This window comes from Sulfitobacter alexandrii, from assembly GCF_001886735.1.
Lineage (GTDB): Bacteria > Pseudomonadota > Alphaproteobacteria > Rhodobacterales > Rhodobacteraceae > Sulfitobacter > Sulfitobacter alexandrii.
Map to the genome: position 1 here is coordinate 1,761,940 of NZ_CP018076.1, position 20,609 is coordinate 1,782,548.

The following is a 20,609-nucleotide window of genomic DNA, read 5'->3' on the forward strand; positions in this document are numbered from 1 at the left end:
CGGGAGCTTCGACATGCGATTTCCGAGAAACTCTGCCGATTTCCTGCCCGTGGCCGTGGCGGGGCTGCTTTTTCCCCTGTCGGCCACGGCGCAGGAAAATTGGGCGTTTCAACCCATGGTAGCCGATCTCGATACCCCATGGGCCATCGCGCCGATGCCCGGAGGCGGCCTGCTGGTCACCGAGAAGGACGGCAGGCTGCTGATGTTCCGCGACGGCGCCCGGACGGAGGTGGCCGGGGTGCCGGATGTGGAGACGTCCGGCCAGGGCGGACTGCTTGACGTGACGCTCGCGCGCGATTTCGACACGACGCGAACGCTGTTTCTGACCTATGCCAAGGATCAGAATGGCGGCAGCGGCACCGCGCTGGCATCGGCCCGGCTTTCCGAAGACGGTCAGCGGCTCGAAGACGTGAGGGACCTGTTCGAGATGAAGCCGGGCAGCAGCGGCGGGCGTCATTTCGGCAGCCGGGTCGTGGAAGCCGCTGACGGAACCCTTTTCGTGACCATAGGCGAGCGTGGAGACCGGCCTGCGGCGCAGGACCTCGGCCGTCACAATGGCACGGTCGTCAGGGTCAATCGGGACGGCAGCGTGCCGCAGGACAATCCCTTCGTCGGGCAGGAAGGCGCCTTGCCCGAGATCTGGTCTTACGGGCATCGCAATCCGCAGGGCGCCGGTCTCGACCTCGACGGCAATCTCTGGGTGTCGGAACACGGGGCGCAGGGCGGCGACGAGGTGAACCGGGTGCGGAAAGGTGCGAACTATGGCTGGCCCGTCATTTCGTACGGCCGTCACTATTCCGGCGGCAAGATCGGCGAAGGCACATCGAAACCCGGCATGGAGCAACCGGAATACTATTGGGATCCGTCCATCGCGCCCTCGGGTCTGATGGTCTATTCCGGGGCGCTGGACGAGGATCTGCGCGGCGACATCTTCGTCGGTGCGCTCAAGTTCGACTATATCGCCCGGCTCAGCGGCGACCCGCTCGAAGAAGTGGCACAGATCAAGGGGCCCGAGACGTCGCGTGTCCGCGACATCGTGGAGGGCCCGGAAGGCGGGATCTGGTTCATCTCGGTCGGAGAGGGCACCGTCTATCGTATGATGCCGGACGGATAGGGGCGCAAACCCCCGGCCGCCCGTTCGTCAGATCGACAGGCGCGCCGCGTGGCTGCCGCGTTCGCGGTAGGGTGTCGTGTCGTAATGCGCCCGGTAGCACTTGGAAAAGTGCGAAGGAGAGGCAAAGCCGCAGGCGAGGGCCACGTTGATGACGCTCATGTCGGTCTGCATCAGCAGGTTGCGCGCCTTTTGCAGACGCAGTTCCATGTAATACCGCTTGGGGCTGCGGTTGAGGTAACGGCGGAAAAGCCGTTCCAGTTGCCGCGTGGACATGCCCACGTCGCGGGCGAGCACGGACGGGCTGATCGGCTCCTCGATGTTGGATTCCATCATCTGGATGACCTGGCTCAGCTTGGGATGCCGGACCCCGATCCGCGTCGGCACGGACAGCCTTTGCGTATCCTGATCGGTGCGGATCGAGGAATAGATCAGCTGGTCCGCGACAGCGTTCGCCAGATCCTCGCCCTGGTCGTCGGCGATGAGTTTCAGCATCAGGTCGATGGAGGAGGTGCCGCCCGCCGTGGTCAGCCGGTTGCCGTCCACCACGAACACCGACTTGGTCAGGTTCACTTCCTCGAATTCCTCGGCAAAGCTGTCCTGGTTCTCCCAGTGGATCGTCGCGCGTTTTCCGTCCAGCAATCCCGCCTTGGCCAGCGTGAAAGCCCCGGTGCAAAGGCCGCCCACGGTCAAGCCCTTGCGGGCCTCGCGGCGCAGCCAGCTCAGAACCTTCTTGGTGGTGGCGTCCTGCACATCCAGACCGCTGCAGACCATGATGGTGTCGTCGCGGGCCAGTTCATCGAGGTCGGCGTCGAGCTGGAAAACCGTGCCGGCGGAACAGCTCGCGCTCTGGCCGCCTTCGCCGATCATGATCCAGGTATAAAGCTGCCGGTCCGCCATGCGATTGGCGATGCGCAGACATTCGATTGCGGTCGAAAAGCACAACAGGCTGAACTGGTCCAGAAGGACGAAGACGAACCGCCGGGGTTTGCCCGGTTCGGAAATTCTGCGCACGGCTTGGCGCGTTTGAGACATCGTGGCGTCCTTTGGCAGTGAAGCGCGGCACATGTGACACCAAGTTACAATACCGACACAATCTGACGCAATCTTAGGTCACGGGTTCTGCGCATGGTCAAGAGGCGGTAATTGGGTTCTGGCCAGCGCGCACGTCCTTTTGTATAGAAAGGGTCTTTGATGGCGCCGGAATACGGCGCGCGGGACCGGAGAATACAGATGACACAATGGAGCAAATCAAGCTGGCGCAGCAAACCGCGGATCCAGATGCCCGACTATCCGGATCAGGCGGCACTCGATGCGGTCGAGGCCCAGCTGTCGCGATATCCATTGCTCGTCTTCGGGGGCGAGGCACGCCGACTGAAACAGCATCTCGGCGCGGCAAGCCGGGGCGAGGCGTTCCTGCTTCAGGGCGGCGACTGTGCCGAAAGCTTCGAGCAGTTCAGCTCCGATGCGATCCGCGATACCTTCAAGGTCATGCTGCAGATGGCCGTGGTGCTGACCTACGGCGCAAAGGTGCCGGTGGTGAAGGTGGGCCGCATGGCCGGACAGTTCGCGAAACCGCGCTCCGCGCCGACCGAGGTGGTGAATGGCGTCGAACTGCCCAGCTATCGCGGCGACATCATCAACGAGCTTGATTTCACCCCCGAGGCGCGTGTGCCCAACCCGGACAAGATGTTGCGGGCCTACACGCAGGCGGCGGCGACCCTGAACCTGATACGGGCCTTTTCCACGGGCGGCTACGCCGATGTCCACCGGGTCCATGGCTGGACCCTTGGCTTCACCGACGGCGAGAAGGCCGAGAAGTACCGGGAGATCGCGAACCGCATCTCCGATACGCTCGACTTCATGTCGGCGGCGGGGGTCACCTCGGATACCGCGCACACGCTGCAGACGGTCGAATACTACACGAGCCACGAATCGCTGCTGCTGGAGTACGAGGAAGCCCTGTGTCGGCAGGACAGCCTGACGGGCAAATGGCTTGCGGGCTCCGGTCACATGATCTGGATCGGTGACCGCACCCGGCAGCCCGACGGCGCGCATGTGGAATTCGCGCGCGGCGTGCAGAACCCGATCGGGTTGAAGTGCGGGCCGAGCATGACGTCCGAGGACCTGAAGAAACTGATGGCGACACTGAACCCCGAGAACGAGGCGGGGCGTCTGACGCTGATAGCCCGTTTCGGCGCGGGCACGGTCGGCGACCACCTGCCGCGCCTGATCCGCACCGTGGAGCAGGAAGGGGCCAAGGTGCTTTGGACCTGCGATCCGATGCACGGCAACACCATCAAGTCCGCGTCGGGCTACAAGACGCGCCCGTTCGATTCCGTGCTGCGCGAAGTGCGGGAATTCTTCGACGTCCACGGCGCCGAAGGCACGGTTCCGGGCGGCGTGCATTTCGAGATGACCGGTCAGGATGTGACCGAGTGCACGGGCGGCGTGCGTGCGGTCAGCGACGAGGATCTGAGCGACCGTTATCACACGGCCTGCGATCCGCGGCTCAACGCCAGCCAGTCGCTTGAGCTGGCCTTTCTGGTGGCCGAGGAACTTTCCGCGCGCCGTGTCTCGAAGGCTGAAGTCGCCGCGCTCTAGGGCGGCTCCCTCCGTATGGACATCGTGAACGCCGCGCGCCCCCCGGGGCCGCGGCGTTTGCTTGTCCGGCGTTCCGGCAAGGGGCGGAAACAGCCCCTAGTCTTCCGATTTGACGAGACGCAGGTAGGGCGGACGCTTGTTCCCTTTGCCCCGTTTGGTGGTGTCACCGCTGTCGAACCGGGTTTCGGGCGCGGCGAAGCCGGGCGTTTCGACCGGGGGTCTGGCCGGCTCCGGCTCCGGCTCGGGCAGGGGAGCGGGTGGCATGTCGATACCGGGGCCAAGCATGCTGAACGATCTGCGCACCACCTCGAACCGCCGTGGCGCCAGACCGATCGTCCCCTTGAACACGATGCACCCCAGCAGCCTGCTGACATCGCCGAGGTCGCTCTTCAGGGGGAGCAGGATCATCCGCGCCTCCCCTTCGGGGCGACCTTCGGTCCCCGGCGCGACGAGATGGAAGGTGGCGGTGCCCGGCGCCTGGAACACTTCCTCGATCGTTTTCGACACCGTCTGCCGCGAGGAGGGCGCAAAGAGCGCGGTCAGCGGCATGCCACGCACTTCCATGCCCATCAGATCGTTCAGGTGGCTGCCCGCGATCCGCAGCCGCGCGATACCTGCCGCGACGCGCTCGACGATAAAGGCATTCTCGAGCGCGCCTTCGATGCCTCGCGGGTCTATTTCGGAGCGCTTCGGCACCATGCGTGCGCCACGCAAGGCTTCCCAGTAGGCTTCGACCTGCGCGATCGCGGCGTAGCCGCTTTGTGGCTGATATTCTGACATGGCAACAACATTGTGCGTCTTATGCTGCAACTTGTCCATTGGGCTACACCCTGGGAACGTAACAACTGTGAGAAACGGCAAAGCCACCGGCTTCCACGGCAGCCGGTTCCGACCCACCGTCGTTCTTTTCAACTTGTCTCTTCTTAGCCCAGGCCCCGCGACACGGGGAGAAATTCTTAAGCAATGGTTAATGCCGCACCGGATGGGCTTGCCCCTCCGGGGGGTTTCGACCTATCCCCGTGAGGAAACGTCAGGACGGGACCGCCCCTTATGATCCATTCGATGACAGGGTTTGCCACGCGAACGGGTAGCGCAGGCCTTTTTTCCTGGGCGTGGGATATCCGGTCCGTGAACGGGCGGGGTCTGGACCTGCGTCTGCGGGTACCGGATTGGATCGACGGGCTCGAGGCGGGGCTGCGCAAGAAACTTGCGGGCGTCGCCGTGCGCGGGAACGTCACCTGCACGCTCCGGGTCACCCGCGAGGAAGAGGGGGGCGCGCTGGAAGTCAACGAGACGCAGCTCGATCTGCTGCTCGCAGCACTGCACCGGATCGAGGCGCGGGCGATGGACGCGGGGGTGTCACTGGCACCTTCGAAGGCGACGGACATCGTCACCATGCGCGGCGTGCTGGAACAATCCGCCTCGCAGGACGATACATCGGCACTATGCGCGGCGATACTGGCGGACGCGGATGCGGTACTGAGCGATTTCGCCGCCATGCGCGCCCAGGAGGGATCGACCCTGTCGCGGGTGCTGGAAAGCCGCCTTGCGGAGGTCGAGAGGCTGACCGTCGAGGCCGCTGCCCTTGCCGAAGCGCGCAAGGACGACATGGCGCGGGCCCTGCGGGAAAACATGGCGCGGGTGCTCGACAATGCCGACGGTCTCGACGAGGGCCGGCTGGCCCAGGAACTGGCGCTGCTTGCCGTCAAGGCGGATGTGACGGAAGAGATAGACCGGCTCGGCGCCCACGTGAGCACGGCGCGGGCCCTTTTGGCCGAGGGCGGCCCGGTGGGCCGCAAGCTCGACTTCCTCACGCAGGAATTCAATCGCGAGGCCAATACCCTGTGCGCCAAGGCCCAGAACACCGACCTGACCCGTGTGGGGCTGGACCTCAAGGCGGTGATCGACCAGATCCGCGAGCAGGTCCAGAATGTGGAGTAACCCATGACCCAACTGCCGGAAAGGCGCGGCCTTCTTGTTATTCTGAGTTCGCCCTCCGGGGCGGGCAAATCGACCCTCGCGCGCCGTCTGATGAGCTGGGACGCGTCTTTGAAGTTCTCTGTATCCGCAACGACCCGTGTCGCACGCCCGGGTGAGCTCGAGGGACAGGACTACTACTTTGTCTCGGAGGAGAAGTTTCGCAGGTGGGTCAAGGACGGTGAACTGCTGGAACATGCACATGTCTTTGGAAACAACTACGGCTCTCCGAGAGGGCCGGTACAGGAAGCCATAGATGCGGGCCGGGACGTGCTGTTCGACATCGACTGGCAGGGAGCGCAGCAAATCCAGAAATCTGCGCTCGGCTCCCATACGCTGTCCATCTTCATCCTGCCGCCCTCGATTGTAGAGCTGCGCCGCAGGCTCATCAGCCGGGGGCAGGACACCGCCGACACCATTGCCAAGCGGATGCGGAAAAGCTGGGACGAGATCAGCCACTGGGACGGTTACGACTACGTCATCGTGAACGACGATCTCACCGAAACCGAGGAAAAGCTGAAAACCATCATTCGCGCGGAACGGATGCGGGTCGCCCAGCAACCCCGTCTTCTGGACCACGTCCGCAAACTTCAGAATGAATTCGAGGACCTCACATGACTCTATATGCGCTCGCAGACAAAAAACCCATGGTGGACGCCTTCGCGTGGGTCGCGCCCGATGCCAATGTCATCGGGGATGTGGTGCTGGAGGCCGACAGTTCCGTCTGGTTCTGCGCCACCCTGCGCGGCGACAACGAGCGCATCCATGTCGGCAAGGGCTCGAACGTGCAGGAAAACTGCGTGTTTCACACCGATCTCGGCTTTCCCCTGACCATCGGGGCCGATTGCACCATCGGTCACAAGGTGATGCTGCATGGCTGCACGATTGGGGACAACACCCTGATCGGCATGGGCGCCACGATCCTCAATGGCGCGAAGATCGGGCGCAACTGCCTGATCGGGGCAGGGGCATTGGTGACCGAGGGCAAGGAAATTCCCGACGGGTCGCTGGTGATGGGCGCGCCCGGCAAGGTGGTGCGCCAGCTTGACGCGGCGGCGATTGCCAAGCTGACGGCAAGCGCGCGGCACTACACCGAGAACGCGGCGCGTTTCGCCGACGCGCTTACCGCGCTCTGACACCATGCCCGAAGCGCCGCTGCTGCCTGACCTGATCGCGGCGTTGCCGCTGCCGACGCTGGTCATCGACAGGGCGGAACGGATCGCGGCGGTCAATCCGGCGGCGCGCGCCCTGATCGGCGCCCATACCGTGGGCCGGCATTTCGTCACCGTCTTGCGCCAGCCCGCGCTGGTCGACGCGGTGGAGCGTTGCATCGAGGACGGGCAGGGGCGCCAGGCGCAATACCTCGCCAGCGAGGCGGACAAGGACGTGACGTTCGACGTGACGCTGCGGCCCGTCGCGGGCGCGGGCCTGCTGATCGTCAGTTTTCAGGACATCACCCACCAGGCGCAGGCCGGGCAGATGCGCCGCGACTTCGTCGCCAACGTCAGTCACGAGTTGCGCACGCCACTGACCTCGCTCATGGGCTTCATCGAGACCCTGAGCGGCCCTGCGCGCGACGACGCGGCCGCACGGGACCGTTTCCTGCAGATCATGCAGACTGAAGCGGGCCGGATGAACCGGCTGGTGGGGGATCTTCTGTCCCTCAGCCGGGTCGAGGCCGAAGAGCGGGTGCGCCCCACGCGGCAGATCAACCTTGCCGAGGTGCTGCAGACAGCGCTGCGCAACCTCAACCCCCTCGCGGTGGAGGCCGGCGTGACCCTGCGCCCGGATTTCGGGTGCGACCCGTTGCCGATTCTAGGCGACGCCGACCAGTTGCTGCAGGTCTTCACCAACCTCATCGAGAATGCCATCAAGTACGGGGGCGACGATAGGCCCGTGGACATCACCGGTGAATTGAGCCTGCGCGACCCGATGCTGCGCGGCCCGTCCGTCCGGATCACCGTCACCGATCACGGGCCCGGTATTCCGGCACATCACATACCGCGCCTGACGGAGCGGTTCTACCGGGCCGACAGCCACCGGAGCCGCGCCCTGGGCGGGACGGGACTGGGCCTCGCCATCGTCAAACACATCCTGAACCGGCACCGTGGACGGCTCAGAATCACGTCCGAAGAGGGGCAGGGCGCGTCTTTCTGCGTCATTCTTCCCCGAGATGTTGTGGTGTCGGACGCCTTGTAGGCCACATGTCCGGTTTTTGACGCAACTCCGCCTTTGTCATAAAACTGTAACGAAACCGTCACAAAAGGTATAGGCGCGCCCCGTAGACGGGCCCTGAGATCGCCCAAGGGGGAGGTCGATGAATGACTGAAAACGGGAGACATCATGTCACTGACAAAACTCACCACATCCGCACTGGCCATCGCAGCGCTGTCCGCATCGGCTGCCGCCGCGCGTGACAACGTCCAGGTTGCCGGCTCTTCCACCGTGCTGCCCTATGCCTCCATCGTGGCAGAAGCCTTTGGCGAAAACACCGACTTCCCGACACCGGTCGTCGAATCGGGCGGCTCCTCTGCCGGCCTCAAGCGTTTCTGCGAAGGCGTGGGCGAAAACACCATCGACGTCGCCAACGCATCGCGTGCCATCCGCGAAAAGGAAATCAAGGCCTGCGCCGAGAACGGCGTGACCGACATCATGGAAGTGCGCATCGGCTATGACGGGATCGTCTTTGCCAGCCAGCAGTCCGGCCCTGACTTCACCGCGTTCCAGCCCACCGACATCTTCAATGCCATCGGCGCCAAGGTGCTGAAGGACGGCGAACTGGTCGACAACAGCTACGAGAACTGGTCCGAATTCAACGGCGACCTGCCGGATGCCGAGATCGCGATGTTCATTCCCGGCACCAAGCACGGCACCCGCGAAGTCTTCGAAGAGAAGGTGCTGCTGGTCGGCTGCGAGGAAACCGGCGCCATGCAGGCCATGCTGGACAGCGGGATGGACGAAGATGCGGCGGAAGATGCCTGCCTCGACGTGCGTCAGGACGGCAAGTCCGTGGACATCGACGGCGACTACACCGAGACGCTGGCGCGTATCGACGCGAACACCAACGGCATCGGCGTGTTCGGCCTGGCCTTCTACGAGAACAACCAGGACAAGCTGAAGGTCGCCACCATGAGCGGCGTCGCGCCCTCGACCGAGACCATCGCCTCGGGTGAATACCCCGTGTCCCGTCCGCTGTTCTTCTACGTCAAGAAGGCGCATATCGGCGTCATCCCCGGCCTGAAGGAATACGCGCAGTTCTTCGTGTCCGATGAACTGGCCGGTCCCTCCGGCCCGCTGGCCAACTACGGCCTGGTGTCGGATCCCGAACTGGCCGACACGCAGAAGGCCGTTGCCGACGAAGCGACCATGGGTTCCGGTTCCTGAACCGACGGATCCTGACTTCTGCCGGGGGCGGTCGCTGGCCGCCCCCGCGCAGCACCCCTTTCTGACTTGCGAACAAACACTGACGGGCAGGGCGACACATGCCGATACTCTGGCTTTTCCTCATCGTTCTGGCCATCGCGATCGCCGGATACTATCTTGGCAAGGCGCGCGTGATGCGCAGCGCCGACGGTGACCGGCGCCACATGCACTCCCTGCCGAGCTACTATGGCGGCAACGTCGCCATCAAGGCAGCCGTACCGGCCCTGATCGTCATGCTGATCTGGCTGCTGGCACAGCCCATGATCGTGAGCAACGCGGTCTCGGGCATGATCCCTCAAGCCGCCATCGCCGACAATTCGTCGCGCGGGCTGGTCCTGTCCGAGGTGCGCCGTACAGCGGACGGGCTCGACATGGCCGTGTCGGCGGGCACTCTCGATGCCGCAGCCGCCTCCGACCCGCAAGCCGATCTCGATGCGGTCACGGAAGGCTTGCAGCAGGCCGGGGCGATCATCACCTCCCAGATCACGCAGCCGGTCCTGTCCGCCGCCCAGAGCTACCGGGCGCTGAACGCCCGCGGCACCCTCATCATGAGCGCCGTGGTGATCGTTCTTTCCGTGCTGGGCGCCCTGTGGGGCCTGAGGGACGCGCAGGCCGACTACCGCGCGCGCAACGTGGTCGAAACAGCCGTTCGCTGGCTTCTCATTTCCGCCGCGTCGATCGCGATCCTGACGACGCTGGGCATCGTGCTGTCGCTGGTGTTCAACACCGTGGAGTTCTTCCGTCTCTACCCGGCGTCCGACTTCTTCTTCGGGACGAACTGGGCGCCCAGCTTCTCCGGCCGGGGCGGCAGTTCGGACCTGGGTGTGCTGCCGCTGCTGTGGGGCACGTTTTATATCTCTCTCGTGGCACTGGCCGTGGCCATTCCGATCGGCCTTTTCGCCGCCATCTACCTGTCGGAGTACGCAAGCAACGGCGTGCGGTCTTTTGCCAAACCGCTGCTCGAGGTTCTGGCCGGCATCCCGACCATCGTCTACGGTCTGTTCGCACTGCTGACGGTGGGGCCGCTGCTGGTGTCGGTCTTTGGCCGCGACGGCCTGGGCATCATGCCGGCGGGCACCGCCGTCATCACGGCGGGGCTGGTCATGGGCGTGATGCTGATCCCCTTCGTCAGTTCGTTGTCAGATGATATCATCAACGCTGTACCGCAGGCGATGCGCGACGGGTCGTACGGGCTGGGCGCGACCAAGTCCGAGACCATTCGCCAGGTCATCCTTCCCGCCGCCTTGCCGGGCATCGTCGGCGCGATCCTGCTGGCCGCCAGCCGCGCCATCGGCGAAACGATGATCGTGGTCCTTGGGGCAGGGGCGGCGGCACGGCTGTCGCTGAATCCCTTCGACGCGATGACGACCGTCACCGCCAAGATCGTGAGCCAGCTGACCGGGGACGCCGATTTTGCCAGCCCCGAGGCACTGGTCGCCTTCGCGCTGGGGATGACGCTGTTCGTCATCACCCTCGCGCTCAATGTTTTCGCGCTCTACATCGTGCGCAAGTACCGGGAGCAATACGACTGATGTCCGATGCAAGCCTCAGCAGCGGAGCTGCACCCCATTCCGGCGCGAAATCCCTGCTGGTGCAGGACGCGCGCACCCGCAAGCGCAACGCGGCGGAGCGCCGGTTCAAGGCCTACGGCATGATCGCCATCCTCATCGGCCTGTTCTTTCTGGTGGTGCTGGCGGTGTCGATCATCCGGTCGGGCACACCGGCCTTCACCCAGACGGTGGTCGACGTGGAGTTCACCCTGACGGCGGATCAATACGCCGCCGCGGAAGGCGAATTGTTCAAGACCAAGGCCTACGAGGGCTTGCTGATCGAACAGATCCGCGAAACGCTGGAGGCCCAGGGGATCGATGTGGCGTTCGACGCAGGCGCGATCGAAAGACTGCTCGGCAAGCCCGGCGGCACGTTGAGGGAGTATTACCGGGCCAACGAACAGAGCCTTGGCAGCCCGGTCAGCTTTCAGCTGGCCGCCGCGTCCCGCGTCGACGGTTACCTGACCGGGCGCGTCACCCGCGAGGCCTTGCAGGACACCCGCTTCATGCAGGCCTCCGACCTGGACCTTGTGGACGCGCTGCTCGAAGCCGGGATCATCACCCGCGCCTTCAACTGGACTTTCATCACCGGCGCGGATTCGGGCGTGGACAACCCCGGCGGGGCCGGCATCGGCGCCTCGGTCATCGGCTCGTTCTTCATGATGCTGGTCGTGCTGATCCTGTCGCTGCCCATCGGCGTCGCGGCTTCCATCTACCTCGAGGAATTCGCGCCGCAGAACAGGTTCACCGACCTGATCGAGGTGAACATCTCCAATCTCGCCGCCGTGCCGTCCATCGTCTTCGGCATCCTCGGCCTTGCCGTGTTCATCCAGTTCATGCACCTGCCGCAATCGGCGCCGTTGGTGGGCGGGCTGGTGCTGACGCTGATGACCCTGCCCACGATCATCATCTCGACGCGCGCCTCGCTGAAATCCGTGCCGCCGTCGATCCGTGATGCGGCACTGGGGGTAGGGGCCTCCAAGATGCAGGCGGTCTTCCACCACGTGCTGCCGCTCGCCATGCCGGGCATCCTGACCGGCACCATCATCGGGCTTGCGCAGGCCCTGGGCGAAACCGCGCCGCTGCTGCTGATCGGCATGGTCGGCTTTGTCGCGAGGGGCTATCCCGACGGCGTGCTTGCGGGTTTTACCGAGCCGAACTCGGCGATGCCGGCGCAGATCTACACCTGGGCCGCACGGGCGGACGCCAGCTTCTACGAAAAGGCATGGGGCGGGATCATCATCCTTCTGCTATTCCTGCTGACCATGAACATCATCGCCATCATCCTGCGCCGCCGTTTCGAGCGCCGCTGGTAGGAGGGAACAATCGATGAAAGACAATTTTATTGCGGAGAGTGAAGTGGCCACCAAGAACATCAAGATCGCGGCCCGCGACGTGCAGGTTTACTACGGCGACACCCATGCAATCAAGGACGTGAACGTCGAGATCGAGGACAAGACCGTGACGGCGTTCATCGGCCCGTCGGGCTGTGGCAAATCGACCTTCCTGCGCTGCATCAACCGGATGAACGATACCATCGACGTCTGCCGCGTGACCGGCGACATCCGCATCGACGACGAGGATATCTACGACCGCAAGGTGGACCCGGTCCAGTTGCGCGCCAAGGTCGGGATGGTGTTCCAGAAGCCCAACCCGTTCCCCAAGTCGATCTACGACAATGTCGCCTACGGCCCGCGCATCCACGGGCTTGCGCGCAACAAGGCCGAACTGGACGATATCGTCGAGCGGGCACTGCGCCGGGGGGCCATCTGGAACGAGGTCAAGGACCGGCTCGACGCGCCGGGAACCGGCCTGTCCGGCGGACAGCAGCAACGCCTGTGCATCGCCCGCGCGGTCGCGACGGAACCCGAGGTACTGCTGATGGACGAACCCTGTTCAGCGCTCGACCCGATCGCCACCGCACAGGTGGAAGAGCTGATCGACGAGCTGCGCCAGAACTACTCGGTCGTGATCGTCACGCACTCCATGCAGCAGGCGGCCCGCGTCAGCCAGAAGACGGCCTTCTTTCACCTCGGCAACCTCGTCGAGTTCGGCGAGACCGACAAGATCTTCACCGCGCCCGAAGACCCGCGCACCGAAAGCTACATCACCGGCCGGATTGGATAAGAATCATGCAGGATCAACACATTGCGTCGGCATTCGACCGCGACCTCGAATCGGTTCAGGCCCAGATCATGAAGATGGGCGGCCTGGTGGAAGATTCCATCCGCAACGCCGCGCTGTCGCTCGAAAGCCGCGACGAGGAGATGGCCGAACAGGTGCGCGCGGGGGACCGGGCGATTGACGAGTTGGAAAACCTCATCAACGAAAGCGCCGCGCGGGTCATCGCGCTGCGCGCACCGACGGCGATCGACCTGCGGCTCATCCTCAGCGTGATCAAGATCAGCGCGAACCTCGAACGGATCGGAGACTACGCCAAGAACATGGCCAAGCGCACCGGCGTGCTGAGCCAGATGCAGCCGGTCAATGACAGTGCCGGTGCGATCCGTCGCATGGCGCGCACGGTCGAGACGATGCTGAAGGACGCGCTCGACGCCTATATCCAGCGCGACGCGGAACTGGCGGCGGACATCATCGAACGGGATCAGGACGTCGACCAGATGTACAACGCGCTTTTCCGTGAGTTCCTGACGTTCATGATGGAAGATCCCCGCAACATCACGGCCTGCATGCATCTGCATTTCATCGCCAAGAACGTCGAACGCATGGGCGACCTCGTCACATCGATCGCGGAACAGGTCATCTATCTCGTCACGGGCGACCATCCCGACGAGGAACGCCCGAAGGCGGACCACACGTCAACAACGGCAGGAGCCTGACGATGTCGGTGACGCAGCCGCAGGTCCTGCTGGTGGAAGACGAACCGGCACAACGCGAGGTGCTGGCCTACAATCTGGAAAGCGAAGGCTTTGCCGTCAGACGTGCCGAGAATGGCGAAGAGGCGCTGCTGATGGTCTCGGAAGCGCGGCCGGACCTCGTGATCCTCGACTGGATGATGCCGCTGATGAGCGGCATCGAGGTTTGCCGTCAGCTCAAGACGCGCGACGATACCCGCGAGATTCCGATCATCATGCTGTCGGCGCGTTCCGAAGAGGTCGACACCGTGCGCGGGCTTGAAACCGGCGCGGATGACTACGTGGTGAAACCCTATGCACTGCGCGAACTGATGGCGCGCGTCCGCAACCAGCTGCGGCGGTCACGTCCGGCGGCCAGCGGAACGGAACTGGTGTTCGACGACATCCGCCTGGATCCCGAACGCCACCGGGTCAACCGCGCGGACAAGGAACTCAAGCTGGGGCCGACGGAATACCGGTTGCTGGTCACGTTGCTCGAAAAGCCGGGCCGCGTCTTCAGTCGTGACCAGTTGCTCGACCATGTCTGGGGCCGCGACATCTATGTCGATACACGGACGGTCGATGTTCATATCGCGCGGCTGCGCAAGGCGCTGACCATCCATGGGGGGATGGACCCGATACGTACCGTGCGCGGTGCGGGATATGCCTTGGGCTGAACTCGTTTTCCCGGCACGTTACCGAGTAAAGGGCCACGTAGCCAAGTTCTGCGGGCTCTGGGTTCATCATTTATTTACATAATACTGATTATGGGACCATTGTCTTGCGTCAGCGCAGCGTCAGAAATCGCGCCCCTGCCGGACCCGCTTGAGGAGAATACTGGACTTTGCGGCGCTTTCGCCGCTAAAACTACGCATCTCATCAAAGGTTTGTGTATGCCGTCCGTCCTGATCATCAATGGTCCGAACCTGAACCTGCTGGGAACGCGCCAGCCCGAGGTCTACGGCAAGACGACGCTCGCGGATGTCGAGGCCATGTGTACCGATGCCGCGGCGGAGTCCGGACTCGAGGTCGCATTCTGCCAAAGTAATCACGAAGGCGCGCTGATAGATGCGATCCATGCGGCCAAGGGCAAGCACGACGCGATCATCCTGAACGCCGGTGCCTATACCCATACGTCCGTCGCCTTGATGGATGCGATCGCCTCCGTGGAACTGCCGGTCGTCGAAGTACATCTGAGCAACATCCACGCGCGCGAGAGCTTTCGCCACCATTCCTACATCGCACCGGTCGCCATCGGCCAGATCTGCGGATTCGGGCCCAAGGGCTACCTGATGGCGCTGGACGCAATAGCAGAAAGGCTAAAAAAGACATGAGCTTGAGGGAGTATCTTCATTCGGTCGCGCGGTGTCCGACACTGGAGGAACTCTGGGACCTGCACACGACCAAGATGGCGGCCTACGGGTTCGACCGGCTGCTGTACGGGTTCACACGCTACCGGACCTCCAATTCCCTCGGCGATCCCGAGGACTTCGTGATCCTTACCAATCACAGCCGCGCCTACACTGACGAATTCCTGGGCAACGGGCTGTATTACCATGCGCCGATGGTTCGCTGGGCGCTGGAGCATGACGGCGCCTGCAGTTGGACCGTCCTGCATGACATGGCCCGTGAAAATGCCATGACCCCGGCCGAAGCGCGTGTGATCGACTTCAACCGGCGCATGGATGTCACCGCGGGCTACACGGTCAGTTTCAAATCCATTTCCGCAAGGTCGAAAGGTGCCATCGCGCTGACGGCGAAATCCGGCATGACGCAGGAAGACGTGGACCGGGTCTGGGAGCAGCACGGCAGCGACATCAAGCTGATGAACGAGATCGCGCACCTCAAGATCCTGACCCTGCCCTACCACTCGCAGCGCCGCGCGCTCACCCGGCGCCAGCGCGAAGCGTTGGAATGGGTCGGCGACGGCAAGACCATGCAGGACATCGCCGTGATCATGGGGCTGACGTCCGCCACGGTGGAGAAACACCTGCGACTGGCGCGCGAGGCGCTGGCGGTCGAAACGACGGCCCAGGCCGTGCTCAAGGCGGCATTTTCGAACCAGATGTTCGTCCTCGACGCCTGAAAAGTTACGCAAAGCCGTCCCGTTCGGAAATTTTCGGCAAGAAACCACGGCCCGGGTAAGGAATCCCTGACTGGCGAAGCGCCATTCGTTAACGCAAGGTAAAGGTGTTCCTGATACACGGTTTGACCACAGGGACACAGCCTGTAGTAACCTTGAGATAACAAGGCTCTATGCAGGTTCCGGCCACAGTCGGGCGTATTGTTCCGCCCGACTGTCCGGGGTGAGACCGCCCCTGCTCCTCCCCGAGCGTTCCGTCCCTGGGCGTGGGCGGGTTCCGGACTTCGGAACCCGCCGTCTCATTCTCTCCCGATCCGCTCTCTCCTGGCCAAGAAAAAGGGCGGTACCTTGCGGCACCGCCCTCGCGTATCTCTCCGGGCGCCCGAAAAGGCGCGTCGGCTCAGCCTTTCGCGGCCTTGGCCACTTCGGCGGCGAAGTCTTCCTTGACCACCTCGATGCCTTCGCCGACTTCCAGCCGGACGAACGCGGTGATCGTGGCGCCTGCCTCCTTGGCGGCGTCGCCGACGGTCACGTCGGGGTTCACCACGAAAGACTGGTTCAGCAAGGTGACTTCGGACATGTATTTCTTCATCCGGCCCTCGATCATCTTCTCGATGACCTGCTCGGGCTTGCCGCTTTCGCGGGCAATGTCCATCTGGACCTGCTTTTCCTTTTCGACGACGGCCGGGTCCAGGTCATCCTCGGACAGGGATGCGGGGTTCACGGCGGCGATGTGCATCGCGACCTGGCGACCAAAGGCTTCGTCGCCACCGGTCATCGCGACCAGAACGCCGATCTTGCCCATGTCGGGGGCCGCGGCATTGTGCACGTACGACACGACGGTATCGCCGTCGACGCTGGCCATGCGGCGCACCGACATGTTCTCGCCGATCACGGCGACCGCATCCGTCACGGTCTGATCGACGGTCTTGCCGCCCATGTCGGCCGACTTCAGCGCGTCGATGTCGGAAGCCTTCACCGCCACGTTGGCGATGCCCGCGACCATTTTCTGGAAATCGGCGTTCTTGCCGACGAAATCGGTCTCGGAGTTCACCTCGACCGCCACGCCGTGGCCGCCTTCGACCTTGACAGCGACCAGACCCTCGGCGGCGGTGCGACCGGATTTCTTGGCCGCCTTGGCCAGACCCTTGGTGCGCAGCCAGTCAACGGCGGCTTCCATGTCGCCGTCGTTTTCGGTCAGTGCCTTCTTGGCGTCCATCATGCCTGCGCCGGTGCTGTCGCGCAGTTCCTTGACCATAGATGCTGTGATTGCCATCTCTGGAGTCTCCTAAGTTCAATCAAACGATCGGGGCAGGTTTCCCCTGCCCCATATGTCAGGCGTATGTCAGTCTCGTGACAACGCTCAGCTGTCGGCCTTCTCGTCCGCCTTGGCCACGGTTTCCTTCTTGGATTCCAGGTCGTAAGGGGCATCCTTGGCCATCGCATCATTCGACACGGTTTCGGAGGAGGCATTGCCGACCTCGACGCCGGTGCTTTCCTCGGCCAGCGCGTCTTCGGCGGGGGCTTCTTCCATGGCGCCGATGTCGACACCTGCCGCGCCCAGCTGGGCCGACATGCCGTCAAGTGCGGCGCGGGACGCCAGATCGCAGTACATCGAGATGGCGCGTGCCGCGTCGTCGTTGCCCGGGATGATATAGTCGATGCCGTCGGGCGAGCAGTTGGTGTCGACAACGGCCACGACCGGAATGCCCAGCTTGTTCGCTTCGGCGACGGCCAGCTGTTCCTTGCGCACGTCGATCACGAACAGAAGGTCCGGACGGCCGCCCATTTCGCGGATCCCGCCAAGCGAGGCTTCCAGCTTGGCCTGGTCGCGTTCCATGCCAAGGCGTTCCTTCTTGGTCAGCCCTTCAAAGCCGCGCTCGGACTGTTCGTCGATGGACTTCAGACGGTTGATGGACTGGGACACGGTCTGCCAGTTGGTCAGCGTGCCGCCCAGCCAGCGGTGGTTCATGTAGTACTGCGCGCATTTTTCCGCGGCTTCGGCGATCGGCTGCTGCGCCTGACGCTTGGTGCCGACGAACAGGACGCTGCCGCCCTTGGCGACGGTGTCGCGGATGACCTGCAGGGCCTGGTCCAGCATGGGGACGGTCTGCGTCAGGTCCATGATGTGGATGCCGTTGCGCGCGCCGTAGATGTAGGGACCCATGCGGGGGTTCCAGCGCTGCGTCTGGTGGCCGAAGTGAACGCCTGCTTCAAGCAGCTGGCGCATGGAGAACTCTGGAAGAGCCATGTCTTTATACCTTTCCGGTTTAGCCTCGTCGGGGGTATGACAGCGTTTGCTGCCAACCGGCGGACGCCTGGGGATGTCTCCCCCAGGGGCCCAACCCCGACTGCGGGATTAAGTGGCCGTCCTATAGGTCAGGCGCGTCGGCGGTGCAAGGGTTAAACGTTTCGTGATGGCGATGGACAGGTGATCGCCTTTGACGCAATGTGGGGCCAACGCACAAAGAGGATGTCTCTCATGTTGAAATGCACCACTCTTCTGGTCGGCCTTGCCCTCGCGGCACCTTCCTTTGCCCAGACGCTGACGCTCGCACCCGCGTCGCCGCAACCTTCCGGCCTGAAACAGGGTCTTGCGGTCGACTATGCCTACTACGGTGTCCGGTCCCTGAAGGAGGCAAAGGGAAAACTGGACCGTGCCAAGGCGGGCCCACCGCTGCAGGGATTGTCCTATCTGGACTCCGATCCGGGTGACAAGACCATGACCTCTACCAGCGCCGAAAAGGTACTGGCTGCGATCAGCGGATACATCAAGTTCGACGCGCCGGGCACATACGATCTCGAGTTCATCAGCAACGACGGCCTCGAAGCCAGCATCGGCGGTCAGCAGGTCGCCCTTTTCGATGGCGTTCACGGCTGCGAGTCCGCCGGTGTGACAACGGTCCAGGTGCCGCAAGCCGGCTGGTACGAGATCGAGGCGACCTATTTTCAGCGCAAGGGTACGGCCTGCCTCCTGATGGACTGGGGCCAGGCCGGCAACATGGAACCCGTGCCGGACAGCGCCTTCGGCTACAAGTGATACGCGCCGCCGGACCTCATGCCGGGCCCACGCGCGCCCGGTGTCCCGCGCGCACCGCGGCCTCGCAGGCCAGCGCAAGGGCCTTTCGGTCTGGCATGTCTTTCACCCTCACCGGGGGTGATAGACGACCTCCACCCTGCCCTGCCGTTTCGGCGCGAGCGTGTGCAGCAGATGGGTGCCGAATGCCATGTCGCCCCACCAGCCGTAGAAGCGCGCCTCCGCCCCGGGCGGCGCATGGTAGATCACGCTGACCGGCTGCACCGAGATCTTGTCGCGCAGGTCGGGCGCCAGGAAGCTCTGGAACAGCGTGGTCTTGAACGGCAGAACCTGCCGGCCATCGGTGCTCGTGCCTTCGGGAAAGAACAGAAGGGTATGGCCCGCCAGCAGACGGTCCCGAAAAATCGCGGTCTGCGCGCGGGCGCGCGCCGGGTTGCGTTCGATGAAGACAGTGCCGGTCGCCCTGGCGAGCCAGCCGATCCCGGGCCAGCGCGCGACTTCGGCCTTGGACACGAAATAGATCCGCTTGCCGGCGTTCAGCACGAAAATGTCCAGCCATGACGAATGGTTGGCCACCACGGCACCTCGCCCGGCCAACGGCCGCCCGGATTGCTCCAGCCTCAGCCCGATGACTTTGAGCGCAAGGCGGCAGACCGTCTGCGTCACATGGGGCGATACCGGACGGTCCGTCCCGCACAGGGGCCTTTCCGCTGCCCGCAGGACCAGTTTGATCGCAAGGCCGCCGAATACGATCACGACCAATGCCAGCCCGCGCAGGAGGATGCGCAGCCAGCCCGAAACCGTGATCCGTGGATAGACCGGAGGTATCCCGCTGTCCCAGGTGGTCGTCATGTGCCCCCTGCTCCGTACAGGCGCGCCTGCCGCGTGTTGATGCGGCTCGTATCGAGGATCAGGCAGACATCCACGGTGTTGAAGGCCCGATCGATGAAAGCGCCCTCCCCGACGCAGCCGCCAAGGCGCAGGTAGGCTTTCATCAGGCTCGGAACCTGCCGCATCGCCGATTTCCGATCAAGATCATCTTCTTCGATCAAGTTCATGTTCTGAAAGGATTTCGGCAGGGCCCGCACCCGCAGCTCGGGCGGGGCGAGATGACGTGCGTGCAACAGGCTCAAGGGCGCGGCCAGCCGGTTAATGTCCGTCCCGTGAAAGCTGGCCACGCCGAACAGGATCTCCACCCCGTTCACGGCGACATAATCGGCCAGGGCGGACCAAAGCACGTGCATCCCGACGCCGCCGCGGTAGTCCTGGCGAAGGCAGGAGCGCCCTAGTTCCAAAAGGTTGCGACCCGACCTTAACAGCGGCGACAGGTCGTATTCCGAAGCCGAATAGAATCCGCCCGCCTCTGCTGCCCGGTCGGCGCGCATCAGCCGGTATACCCCGACGATCTCCCCAGTCCTGTCGTCGGTCAAGAGCAGGTGGTCGAAGAACGGGTCCAGTTCATCGCGCTCAAGCTTGCTGTGATGGTCGACAAGCGGACCACCGCCGCCAAGCTCGGTCACGAACACCTCGTAGCGCAGCCGTTGGGCCGCCTTCAGATCCGCCTCTGTCCGAGCAAGCCGAACCGAGAAATCCGCCGCAGTCGCCTGGTTCATCTGCCTGTCGTCACCGTTGGGAAACCTGCGCGTCTGATAGGCAATCGACCGGAGCGGTGCAATCCTTGTGCGATGGTCGGAAATGTCGCATTATCCCGGCACAGTTGAAAGTACGCCGACCCGTTCACGTGTTAACCATTTGAAAAGGATCATGGGCCATCAAAGATCGGCATCAAACTGATCCGAAAGCTGTCAATGACGACCTTCCCCTCATCCCTGAAATTCACTGTCACCTTCCCGTCGATATTGCTTTGCACCTGTCCGACGCCCCAGTCGGGGCGGCCGGGATGCGTGACCAGCATGCCTGGGGTCAGCAGCGCGTTCAGATCGTCCATGGAAGCGGTCCTTTCGGAGAG

21 protein-coding genes and 1 pseudogene are annotated in these 20,609 nt (G+C 63.7%); 15 read left to right on the forward strand and 7 right to left on the reverse strand.

The genetic code is table 11. The features are described from left to right. Nucleotides 1–13: 13 nt before the first annotated feature. On the forward strand, nt 14–1,114 hold the full coding sequence (locus BOO69_RS08585; protein ID WP_083545478.1) for a PQQ-dependent sugar dehydrogenase: 1,101 nt from the start codon (nt 14–16) through the stop codon (nt 1,112–1,114). 27 nt (nt 1,115–1,141) lie between these two features. Here BOO69_RS08585 and BOO69_RS08590 read toward each other — a convergent pair whose 3' ends face one another. After that, on the reverse strand, nt 1,142–2,146 hold the full coding sequence (locus tag BOO69_RS08590; RefSeq protein WP_071971792.1) for a GlxA family transcriptional regulator: 1,005 nt from the start codon (nt 2,144–2,146) through the stop codon (nt 1,142–1,144). Between the two features lie 198 nt (nt 2,147–2,344). On the opposite strand from BOO69_RS08590, the gene BOO69_RS08595 reads away from it, so the two are divergent. Then, a complete protein-coding gene (locus tag BOO69_RS08595; protein WP_071973729.1) occupies nt 2,345–3,715 on the forward strand; it encodes a class II 3-deoxy-7-phosphoheptulonate synthase in 1,371 nt (456 codons plus the stop codon). A gap of 96 nt (nt 3,716–3,811) precedes the next feature. On the opposite strand, the gene BOO69_RS08600 is transcribed toward BOO69_RS08595, so the two are convergent. After that, a complete protein-coding gene (locus BOO69_RS08600; RefSeq protein ID WP_156874899.1) occupies nt 3,812–4,495 on the reverse strand; it encodes a PAS domain-containing protein in 684 nt (227 codons plus the stop codon). A gap of 282 nt (nt 4,496–4,777) precedes the next feature. Between BOO69_RS08600 and BOO69_RS08605 the strand changes: the two genes are divergently transcribed. The 12 genes from BOO69_RS08605 to BOO69_RS08660 all read left to right on the forward strand — a co-directional run bounded on the left by BOO69_RS08605 (nt 4,778) and on the right by BOO69_RS08660 (nt 15,606). After that, the gene (locus tag BOO69_RS08605; protein WP_237267593.1) at nt 4,778–5,656 is read left to right on the forward strand and encodes a YicC/YloC family endoribonuclease; all 879 of its coding nucleotides are present in this window, start codon (nt 4,778–4,780) and stop codon (nt 5,654–5,656) included. A 3-nt stretch (nt 5,657–5,659) separates the two neighbouring features. Continuing rightward, nucleotides 5,660–6,310, forward strand: coding sequence for a guanylate kinase (gmk, locus tag BOO69_RS08610; protein ID WP_172839517.1), 651 nt, complete (start codon nt 5,660–5,662; stop codon nt 6,308–6,310). Continuing rightward, nucleotides 6,307–6,828: a gamma carbonic anhydrase family protein gene (locus tag BOO69_RS08615; RefSeq protein WP_071971795.1), complete on the forward strand. Its 522-nt coding sequence runs from the start codon at nt 6,307–6,309 to the stop codon at nt 6,826–6,828. Before gmk ends, BOO69_RS08615 begins: the two co-directional genes overlap by 4 nt. 4 nt (nt 6,829–6,832) lie before the next feature. Beyond that, nucleotides 6,833–7,891, forward strand: coding sequence for an ATP-binding protein (locus BOO69_RS08620; RefSeq protein ID WP_071971796.1), 1,059 nt, complete (start codon nt 6,833–6,835; stop codon nt 7,889–7,891). 144 nt (nt 7,892–8,035) lie between these two features. Beyond that, the gene (locus BOO69_RS08625) at nt 8,036–9,076 is read left to right on the forward strand and encodes a substrate-binding domain-containing protein (protein ID WP_071971797.1); all 1,041 of its coding nucleotides are present in this window, start codon (nt 8,036–8,038) and stop codon (nt 9,074–9,076) included. Nucleotides 9,077–9,174: 98 nt separating this feature from the next. Beyond that, nucleotides 9,175–10,647 (forward strand): phosphate ABC transporter permease subunit PstC, encoded by a 1,473-nt coding sequence (gene pstC, locus BOO69_RS08630; RefSeq protein WP_071971798.1) that lies wholly within the window; start codon nt 9,175–9,177, stop codon nt 10,645–10,647. Next, nucleotides 10,647–11,981, forward strand: a complete 1,335-nt coding sequence (gene pstA, locus BOO69_RS08635; RefSeq protein ID WP_071971799.1) for a phosphate ABC transporter permease PstA — start codon at nt 10,647–10,649, stop codon at nt 11,979–11,981. The genes pstC and pstA overlap by 1 nt, the downstream gene beginning before the upstream one ends. A 13-nt stretch (nt 11,982–11,994) precedes the next feature. Next, nucleotides 11,995–12,792, forward strand: a complete 798-nt coding sequence (pstB, locus tag BOO69_RS08640; RefSeq protein WP_071971800.1) for a phosphate ABC transporter ATP-binding protein PstB — start codon at nt 11,995–11,997, stop codon at nt 12,790–12,792. A gap of 5 nt (nt 12,793–12,797) precedes the next feature. After that, complete coding sequence (phoU, locus tag BOO69_RS08645; RefSeq protein WP_071971801.1) at nt 12,798–13,505, forward strand: phosphate signaling complex protein PhoU; 708 nt, start codon at nt 12,798–12,800, stop codon at nt 13,503–13,505. A 2-nt stretch (nt 13,506–13,507) separates the two neighbouring features. After that, entirely contained in the window at nt 13,508–14,197 is a 690-nt protein-coding gene (gene phoB, locus BOO69_RS08650) for a phosphate regulon transcriptional regulator PhoB (RefSeq protein WP_071971802.1), read from the forward strand. A gap of 216 nt (nt 14,198–14,413) precedes the next feature. Next, nucleotides 14,414–14,854 carry a type II 3-dehydroquinate dehydratase gene (gene aroQ / locus BOO69_RS08655; RefSeq protein WP_071971803.1) on the forward strand — a complete coding sequence of 147 codons (441 nt, stop codon included), beginning with the start codon at nt 14,414–14,416 and terminating at the stop codon, nt 14,852–14,854. Continuing rightward, complete coding sequence (locus tag BOO69_RS08660) at nt 14,851–15,606, forward strand: LuxR family transcriptional regulator (RefSeq protein WP_071971804.1); 756 nt, start codon at nt 14,851–14,853, stop codon at nt 15,604–15,606. The genes aroQ and BOO69_RS08660 overlap by 4 nt, the downstream gene beginning before the upstream one ends. 397 nt (nt 15,607–16,003) lie before the next feature. On the opposite strand, the gene tsf is transcribed toward BOO69_RS08660, so the two are convergent. Together tsf and rpsB are read right to left on the reverse strand one after the other, a co-directional pair. Continuing rightward, nucleotides 16,004–16,879, reverse strand: coding sequence for a translation elongation factor Ts (gene tsf, locus BOO69_RS08665; protein WP_071971805.1), 876 nt, complete (start codon nt 16,877–16,879; stop codon nt 16,004–16,006). Between the two features lie 87 nt (nt 16,880–16,966). Then, nucleotides 16,967–17,854: a 30S ribosomal protein S2 gene (rpsB, locus tag BOO69_RS08670; protein WP_071971806.1), complete on the reverse strand. Its 888-nt coding sequence runs from the start codon at nt 17,852–17,854 to the stop codon at nt 16,967–16,969. Nucleotides 17,855–18,085: 231 nt separating this feature from the next. Between rpsB and BOO69_RS08675 the strand changes: the two genes are divergently transcribed. After that, on the forward strand, nt 18,086–18,643 hold the full coding sequence (locus BOO69_RS08675; RefSeq protein WP_083545479.1) for a PA14 domain-containing protein: 558 nt from the start codon (nt 18,086–18,088) through the stop codon (nt 18,641–18,643). 16 nt (nt 18,644–18,659) lie between these two features. Here BOO69_RS08675 and olsA read toward each other — a convergent pair. The 3 genes and pseudogenes from olsA to BOO69_RS08690 all read right to left on the reverse strand — a co-directional run bounded on the left by olsA (nt 18,660) and on the right by BOO69_RS08690 (nt 20,588). Further along, nucleotides 18,660–19,492, reverse strand: a pseudogene (gene olsA / locus BOO69_RS08680) (lyso-ornithine lipid O-acyltransferase). After that, nucleotides 19,489–20,253 (reverse strand): L-ornithine N(alpha)-acyltransferase, encoded by a 765-nt coding sequence (olsB, locus tag BOO69_RS08685; RefSeq protein WP_071971808.1) that lies wholly within the window; start codon nt 20,251–20,253, stop codon nt 19,489–19,491. Before olsB ends, olsA begins: the two are co-directional and overlap by 4 nt. A 149-nt stretch (nt 20,254–20,402) precedes the next feature. Next, complete coding sequence (locus BOO69_RS08690) at nt 20,403–20,588, reverse strand: DUF3553 domain-containing protein (RefSeq protein ID WP_071971809.1); 186 nt, start codon at nt 20,586–20,588, stop codon at nt 20,403–20,405. Nucleotides 20,589–20,609 lie beyond the last annotated feature (21 nt).